Raw genomic sequence first — 7816 nt, forward strand, 5'->3', positions numbered from 1 at the left:
AACGAGATCACCCCGTTTCCCGACCCTCGGAGGCGATCTCGGGGAACGTGGTTCGCTGTTCTTCGGTGGCTCCGCACAAGAGCTCGACCGCACGGTCAGCCGCGTCCTGGAACGGCTCCAGGACCAGCTGGGCGCCCGCTTCGGTCAGGACAACCGCGTCGCCCGAACCATGCGCCGCTGCGGCAATCTGCCCCGCAAACCCGGCGGACCGGGCCAGCTGGATCAGGGTCCGGCGTGGGTCTTCGTGGCTGAGGCCGGTTGGATGGATCGGGACCGTCGAGACCATCCACTCGGCCCCCCGGAACGGCAGTTCGGCCACAAACTCGGGGTCGCAGGCGTCACCGAACTCCGCCTCAAGCCCAAGATCGCGCCACCGCCGCACCGCCTGCGGGTTGAAGTCCACGCCCAGCACCCGCATGCCGCGCTTCCTCAAACGCAAGCCGATGGCTGTGCCGAAACGACCCAATCCGACGACGATGACCTCGTAGCCGCGCGCCGCATGGGCGCCGGTTTCGCTGGGTTCGCGCGGGCTGCCCCTGCGTTCGAAGATGCCAAGCAGCGGCGCGAACAACGCATAAAGCTGGTGCGAATAGGTGATCATGTAGGTCGAGACCGCAATGGTCACGAGCCCGACCATGGTGACAAGGCCAAGCGCATCCTCGGTCACATGGCCAAGCGACACGCCCATGGCGACGAAGATCAGCGAGAATTCGCTGATCTGCGCCACGGTCAGCCCGGCCAGGAACCCGGTGCGGCTGCGATACCCCATCGCCCCCATGATGGCGAGCACGATCAACGGGTTGCCGATCAGGACGAAGAGCGAGAAGACGACGGCCCCGGTCACATGGCTGCCCAGAAGCGACAGGTCCAGCGTGGCGCCGAGCGCGATGAAGAAGAACAGCAAAAGGAAGTCGCGCAGCGGCGCCAACCTGGCGGCAATCGTCTCACGGTAGGGTGTCGAGGCAAGGGCAACGCCTGCCATCAGGCCGCCGACCTCCTTGCCAAGGCCCACGGCATCGCCGATCGCGGCAAACATGGCTGCAAGCGCGATCGCAAAGATCACCAGCAGTTCGGGCGCGCGGGCCAGCCTTCCGGTCAGCGGGTTGGCGGCATAGCGCACGAACAGGACGACCGCCGCCAGAAGGGCCAGCCCGGACGCAAGCACGCGCACCGCCGACCCGCCGCCATGCCCGCCCTCCGCAGCTCCGATGCCGATTGCCGACAGCACGATCATTGCCAGCACGACCACCAGATCCTGCACGATCAGGAAACCAAGCGCGATCTGGCCATGCAGCGCGTCGATCTCGCGCTTGTCGGACAGAAGCTTGACGATGATGATGGTCGAGGAGAAGGTCAGCGCCACCGCGACATAGAGACTGGTGACATGACCCAGCCCCAGCCCCAGGCCGATCATGTAGCCGAAGAAAGCGGTGAAGATCACCTGCCCCAGCCCCGTCAGCACCGAGACCCCCCCCAGCGACCGGATCAGTTTGACGTCCAGCTTGATGCCAACCAGAAACAGCAGAACCGCGATCCCGAGTTCCGACAAAAGGTCGATCTGCGCGTCCGAGTGAACGACATCCAGCACCGATGGCCCCGCGATCATCCCGACGGCGATGAAGCTTACGATCAGCGGCTGCCGCGCAAGCGTGCCGACAAGGCCGATGGCGGCGGCCATGACCAGCAGCAGGGCCACCTCGGCAAATGTGGTCAGCTCCGGCATCCGGGATCCCCGTCAGGGGCGCCGCCGGTCATGCCCGCCCGCGGCTTCTTTGGTGCGGTCTGGTGCGACAGCAGGAAGTCGGCCAGGTCGGAATCGGCGATGCGCCAGCCCTTGCCGATGTCGATGGCGCGAAGCTGCCCCTCCTTGACCCAGTGCCGCACGGTCGCCTCGGCGACCTTCAGGCGGTCCGCGACTTCCTTGATGGTCTGATACTGATCGTTTGGCATTTGGTTCTGTCATGTGCTGTTTCGTCAAGAATAGAGATGTTGTGTCATTTTTTATTGATTCATATCAATTTGTAATTTTGCCGAGCGTGTTTAGCTTTGCCATGACCAATAGCAGGGGCGAGCCATGCAACGCATCATGTTGGCCACGGATTTCTCCGAACGCTCCGACCGTGCCTTGCGCCGGTCGGTGATTCTGGCCCGCCAGCACGGGGCCGCGCTCGAGATCGTGCATGTGATCGACGACGATCGGCCACGCCGGATCGTCGATCACGAGGTGAGCGACGCTCGGCACCTTCTGGGCGAGATGGCCCGGACCTTGAAGGACATGGACGGGGTCGCTTGCACGACCGAGGTTCTGCTGGATGACCCGTTTGCCGGCATCCTCAAGGCGGCAGGAACCCCCTGTCCCGACCTTCTCGTGATCGGGCCGCATCGCCGCCAGGTTCTTCGCGATGCTTTTGTCGGCACGACGGCGGAGCGCGCGATCCGTGCGGTGCATTGCCCGATCATGATGGCGAACGGTCCTCCTGTTGGCCCCTGGCGCCATGTGCTGATGACGACGGACCTTTCCGAGCAAGCGGGCAACGCCCTGACCCGTTTTCTCGCGGCCGGGATCGCGGGCGATGCAATGCGCTCGATCCTCCATGTGTTCGACGCACCCGCGCTGCGCCTCGCCATGTCCGCCAGCATGAGCAAGGAAGGACGGCACGACTACCTGGAGGGCCTTTCGCGCGAAGCGTGGCAGGATCTGGCGCAATTCATCGCGCGTGCCGGGGTCGGTCACGCCGAGGCGGTCGTGCGCCACGAAGAGACAACGGCCGCGCGCGAGATCCTCAAGACGGCCGAAGTGTTGAATGCGGATCTGATCGTCGTCTCGACGCAAGGAAAGGGGGCCGCCGCCCGCATGGTCCTGGGAAGCGTGGCGCAGCAGGTGCTTAGGGACGCCCAATGTGACGTCCTCGTCATGCCTACCGTAATTGTCTGACGTCGATCCCGAAGAACGGGCGCGACCCGCTCAGCGCATCGCGTGTCAGTCACTTGAACCGAAAAGGAAATCCCTTCATGGCTGAGCGCATCGCCTACATTCCCTTGAATACCTGTCCCGAAGGCCCTTCAGACGCTGCAACCTTGGCGACCATCGGTCTGGCCGGGACGCTGGATTGCAGGATGCACGTCGCCACTTTCGCGGTGAACATTCCCCCCGTCGCCTCACCGCTGGGCGGATTCCTGATAAATGTCAAAGGGATGGCTTGCGCTATCGAAGACCGCAGCAAGGCAGAATGCGACCGGCTGCGTGCCTTGATTGAGGCCGCCGCAAGAGACAGCAGGGACGTTACCTTTGTCCACCACCAGCCGGTGATGGGCGCGGCGCTGGATTGGGCCACCACCGAGTCCCGCTATTTCGATCTCGCGCTCACGCCATGGTCCCCTGACTCGGCTTCGACGCAAGACATGGCACAGTCGCTCGTTTTCGGCACCGGGCTCCCGGTTGTCCTCGTGCCTCCGTCCGCGAACGTCGCGCGCGTCGATCACATCGCGATCGCATGGGATGAAAGCCGTGTTGCGGCCCGCGCGCTTGGCGATGCGCTGCGGCTCCTGGCGGATGGTGGACGCGTGACGGTCTTGACCGTAAATGATGAGAAGAGGCTCAGTGGCGTCGGCATCGCCGAGACCCTTGCCAAGTCGCTTGAGGCACGCGGGTTTGCCGCCAAGGCGGTCACCCTCGGGCTGGAGGGCAAGTCGGTGGCAAGGACGCTTCAGGATAGGGCGATCAGGGAAGATGCGCAGCTTCTGGCGATGGGAGGGTTCGGTCACTCCCGGCTACGCGATTTCGTGCTGGGCGGAGCGACGAAAGGCATCCTCAGTGATCTGAGGTTGCCAGTTCTCATGGCACACTGATCGCGCGTCCGCCCCCAGTTCCACCGCAAAGGGAGATGAAATGACCTGCATTCTTGCTGCTACCGACCTGTCGATCCGGTCAGACCGCGCTGTCCAGCGCGCCCTTCGGCTTGGCAGGGTATTGAACCTTCCTTGCCATATCATATCGGTCATCGACGACGACCTTCCGTCCGACCTTCTTGCGACGCGCAAAGCCGAAGTCGCCGCGCGCCTGATGCGCTTTGTGGATAGCGCGTCCGCACCCGGTCAGGATGTGACCTTCGATGTGATCGCCGGCGATGTCCATGCCGCCGTCCAGGCGGAAGCGGAAGCCCGGGATGCCGCGCTGCTCGTCCTTGGGCTTCACCGAAGCCGACCCTTGCTGGACCTGATCCGGGAAACCACCATGGTCCGGATCGTGCGCGCCACACAGCGCCCGGTCCTTCTGGTTCGAAATCCCGCCGATCATGACTATGCGCGGGTCCTTGCGCCCGTCTGCTTCTCGCCAAGCTGTGCCAGCGCCCTGCTGGCGGTCCGCGCCATTGCCCCGCGCGCAGAACTTCGCTCGTTCCATGCCGTGCCGATCCCGTTTTCGGGTCTGACCGGCGACGGCCCCGGCAGCGCGATGGCCCGCGAACTTTGTGCGGAGGCCACCGCGGAGCGCGACCGCTGGCAGGCAAGCTTTGATCAACGCCCAGACCCGATCAACATAGAGATCATCAGTGGCTACCTCTCGGAGATCATGGCCAGACTGACGGTCGACCGACCGGATCTGATCGCTGTGGGCGCCCACACACGCAGCGGTTTCGTGCCCAATGTGCTGGGGAGCTTCGTCACCGATCTGATCGTCACACCGCCATGTGACGTCTTGGTTGCGCGGGCATGAACGGTCGAAGTTAAGGGCCACGGCCGCATGGGGTCCGCTTGCGCCTTGCGTGATGTAGGCGGGTACCGTGCGCATTTCGCGGGATTGGGGCAGCCATTTCCCGGTCGCGGGCAGGCTGATCGACAGGCTCATGAGGTCAGGGCTTGAGGCCCGGGTCAAGGGGTTTCATAGCTTTGCGGCGCATGCTTTCGCCTGAGAGTTGCAGTCGATGGGCATTGTGGACGAGACGATCCAGGATGGCGTCGGCGAGGGTGGGATCTCCGCTAGCCTCGTGCCAGTGATCGACGGGGAGCTGGCTTGTGACGATGGTGGAGCCGCGGCCATGGCGATCCTCGAAGCCGGGCGCCTCGAAGGTGGGGCCGGCGCGGCGCTGTTCGTCCAGCGCGCGTGCCATTCCGGCCAGGCCGAGCGCGGTGAGGCGCTCGGAAGTGGGGTGGGTCAACATCCGTCTTCTCCTCTTCAGTGGTAATGGCCCTGCCCACGGATATTGGCGTGATGCAGGGGCCAGATCTGGGGGCGGTCTTCGGGTCGATCCTCGAGGAAGGCCCGGTCGAGCCCGTTCTTCAGGATCGACCGGACCGAGGCCCAGATCAAAACGGGGGATCGGGTCTGGATGGCAAGTCCACAGCCGACAGGCCGCATCCAGACGCGTCGCGTCGTAGCTCTTGGCGAGGGCGAGAACCCCGAGGCAGGTTCGGAAGCCCTGCGCGGGATGTGGCCTGGCGGCCATGACGGCCTCGCAAAAGGCGATGACCGATGGACCCAGCTTGGCGGCCTGCGCCAGCATCCGGGCCCCAGTCAAATCGGCGGTCCATTCGGCGTGCCTTCGGTGTGACGAGGGCATGTGATCTGGCAGCGTCACATGGCTTCGCCGCCCCGGGCGGCGAAGATGACTGTCAACCCTCTGACCTTTATGGAAGATCTCCACGATGTCGCGGCTGATGCGGACATCCACCTCTTCCCGGATCAGGCCGAAGGGCACGGAATACCAGGAGCTGTCCATCTCGACATGATAGTCCAGAGCGATCCCCGCCACATTTTGGACGCCTGTTCCTGCGCACTTCGGCCTAGGCGGCCCTGCGCCGCAAGATCTCGCAAGATCCGTAAAATGGGGCAAGCGGTGCCGGGACGGCGCGGCAGGCGTTTAGCGCGTCGCTTTTCGCCTCAGAAAATCACGCTTTTACAGGGCTTTGCGCGTCCATCCCCAGAAATTGCAGGGACTTCCGTCGAAATTTTTTTTTTGACAACGGTGAGCACGAAAAGTGCAAAAGTGAGCACGTTTATGCTTCATTGGCAGCAACAATCAAAGGGTAGTGGTAGGCCTGGAGGGACCGCAATAATCAAGCGCGATCAGCGTCTTAAGCTGTATCAGCGTGGTTTTTCGGGGCTATGAAAATCAACGGCTTACAGGACGGTTTGTATCACCCGATTCCGCGCGCGGAGGGGCCGCGGCCCGGTCACGCGCCGCTGTCTGATGCCTAGATCAACGCTGCCTAGAACGCGATGGTGACCGAAGGCGCGCTACGCTGCGCCGCGCCCTGATAGACCGCCTCGATGTTGTTGCCATCCGGATCCAGCACGAAGGCGGCATAATATCCCGGGTGATAGGCCCGGATGCCGGGGGCGCCATTGTCGCGCCCGCCATGCGCCAAGGCCGCGCGGTAGAACGCATCAACGGTTTCCCGATCCTGCGCCTGAAAGGCCAGATGGTGCCGCCCCGTCAGCGCGCCCGAAGCGGCCGGGCTGTCGGCGGAAGACACGACAAGCTCGTCGACTATGAAATAGCCATTCCCGGTGTGAAGAACCGGGATCCCCAGGACGGACATCACCGCCGTGTAGAAGCTCTCGCTTGCGGGCAGGTCGCGCACCACAAGCTGAATGTGATCGATCAGGCGGCCACGGTGCAGTTGCATTGCTGTGCATCCCTTTCAGTGCAGGCTGGGGCGAAGCTAGGCACAATTCCGAAGGATCGGTAAGGGCTGGACCGCCCCCTGCGACGTTTCGGTCCAGCGCCAGCTTCGGGGCCCCGCGCGCGGCTGGCCCAGCGGCGGCGGGAAGCCTTGCCCACATTCGCCCCGGTCAGCACCAGCGCGAGATCCGGGGCTGACCGTGATGCCGCGGCGTCATGGCTGAAGGGAACCGGGATTGCCGCAACGCATCGCTCCTGAAATCGTCACCTGACAGCGCCCACGACTCGTGCCATGCTGTGCCCATGCGGATTCTGTGCGCCCTGCTTCGCCTCAGCCTGATTGCCGTCTTTCTGGCGGCGCTTGGCTCGGCTGCGCCCGTGGTCGCCGCGCCGGAGGCCTGTCCGCATCCCGGCGCCGATTGCACGCAGGATAGGGGCGCGGGCCATCATGCGATGGTCCCCGATGCGAAACCTTCGCCCAAGACCACCACCTTCGCGCCGGAAGGCTGCCTGCAGCATTGTCTGGGCGCCTCGCTGACGCCCGAACCGATGCAGCCCGCCGCAAGGGCCGAGCGCGTCTCGCGGCTCGTCCCGCCTGCGGTTCCGTTGCGGCTGGCGCTGCTTTCCCCCGAACCGGAGGGGCCGCCGCCGCGCATCTGATCTTCGCCACGTTCCCATTCTTGAACCGGAGATCATCATGACCAAACTTTCCCGCCGCACCGTTCTGGCCCTTGTCGCCGGGTGCCTTGCCAGCGCACCGCTGCGCGCCGCCGCGCCAGTGGCGATCACTGTCGTCAAGGATCCCGATTGCGGCTGCTGCGAGGCCTGGATCGATATTCTGCGCGCTGACGGCTTTGCCGTGACGACACAGGTGATCGACTATGACGCGCTGCAGGCGCTCAAGGGGCAAAGCGGCATCCCCGAGCCGATGCGCTCGTGCCACACCGCCCGGGTCGGGGGCTATGTGATCGAGGGCCACGTTCCCCCCGCCGACATCCGCCGACTGCTGGCCGAGCGCCCCGCGGCGCTGGGGCTGGCGGTTCCGGGCATGCCGCTTGGTGCCCCCGGCATGGGCCCCGAGGCTCAGCGCGAGGCCTATGACGTGCATCTGATCACCACCGGCGGGCAATCCCGGGTGTTTGCCCATTACGACGCGGCCTGAACGCCGCCCGGACTGCGGCGCCCTGCGGGTT

General features: G+C 64.6%; 8 protein-coding genes and 2 pseudogenes. 5 read left to right on the forward strand and 5 right to left on the reverse strand.

Annotation, left to right across the window (positions count from 1 at the left end; genetic code table 11):
* Positions 1 to 7 precede the first annotated feature (7 nt).
* Positions 8 to 1723, reverse strand: a complete 1716-nt coding sequence (locus LY44_RS13215) for a cation:proton antiporter (protein WP_055211324.1) — start codon at positions 1721 to 1723, stop codon at positions 8 to 10.
* Positions 1711 to 1950, reverse strand: coding sequence for a helix-turn-helix domain-containing protein (locus tag LY44_RS13220; protein WP_055211322.1), 240 nt, complete (start codon positions 1948 to 1950; stop codon positions 1711 to 1713). The genes LY44_RS13215 and LY44_RS13220 overlap by 13 nt, the downstream gene beginning before the upstream one ends.
* 124 nt (positions 1951 to 2074) lie before the next feature.
* On the opposite strand from LY44_RS13220, the gene LY44_RS13225 reads away from it, so the two are divergent.
* The 3 genes from LY44_RS13225 to LY44_RS13235 all read left to right on the forward strand — a co-directional run bounded on the left by LY44_RS13225 (position 2075) and on the right by LY44_RS13235 (position 4714).
* Positions 2075 to 2935: a universal stress protein gene (locus tag LY44_RS13225; RefSeq protein ID WP_055211320.1), complete on the forward strand. Its 861-nt coding sequence runs from the start codon at positions 2075 to 2077 to the stop codon at positions 2933 to 2935.
* 77 nt (positions 2936 to 3012) lie between these two features.
* Positions 3013 to 3849, forward strand: coding sequence for a universal stress protein (locus LY44_RS13230; RefSeq protein WP_055211318.1), 837 nt, complete (start codon positions 3013 to 3015; stop codon positions 3847 to 3849).
* Between the two features lie 40 nt (positions 3850 to 3889).
* Entirely contained in the window at positions 3890 to 4714 is an 825-nt protein-coding gene (locus LY44_RS13235; protein ID WP_081024467.1) for a universal stress protein, read from the forward strand.
* Positions 4715 to 4850: 136 nt separating this feature from the next.
* On the opposite strand, the pseudogene LY44_RS18020 reads toward LY44_RS13235, so the two are convergent.
* The 3 genes and pseudogenes from LY44_RS18020 to LY44_RS13245 form a co-directional block, all read right to left on the reverse strand.
* Positions 4851 to 5111, reverse strand: a pseudogene (locus LY44_RS18020) (ATP-binding protein); the annotation flags it as partial.
* A 62-nt stretch (positions 5112 to 5173) separates the two neighbouring features.
* Positions 5174 to 5741 (reverse strand): annotated as a pseudogene (locus tag LY44_RS18320) (Mu transposase domain-containing protein); the annotation flags it as partial.
* A gap of 466 nt (positions 5742 to 6207) precedes the next feature.
* The gene (locus LY44_RS13245) at positions 6208 to 6627 is read right to left on the reverse strand and encodes a VOC family protein (protein ID WP_055211314.1); all 420 of its coding nucleotides are present in this window, start codon (positions 6625 to 6627) and stop codon (positions 6208 to 6210) included.
* Positions 6628 to 6926: 299 nt separating this feature from the next.
* On the opposite strand from LY44_RS13245, the gene LY44_RS13250 reads away from it, so the two are divergent.
* Both LY44_RS13250 and LY44_RS13255 read left to right on the forward strand, forming a co-directional pair.
* Positions 6927 to 7283, forward strand: a complete 357-nt coding sequence (locus LY44_RS13250; protein WP_055256436.1) for a hypothetical protein — start codon at positions 6927 to 6929, stop codon at positions 7281 to 7283.
* A 37-nt stretch (positions 7284 to 7320) separates the two neighbouring features.
* Entirely contained in the window at positions 7321 to 7785 is a 465-nt protein-coding gene (locus LY44_RS13255; RefSeq protein ID WP_055211308.1) for a DUF411 domain-containing protein, read from the forward strand.
* Positions 7786 to 7816: the final 31 nt, after the last annotated feature.

The organism is Rhodobacter capsulatus, from assembly GCF_003254295.1.
Lineage (GTDB): Bacteria > Pseudomonadota > Alphaproteobacteria > Rhodobacterales > Rhodobacteraceae > Rhodobacter > Rhodobacter capsulatus.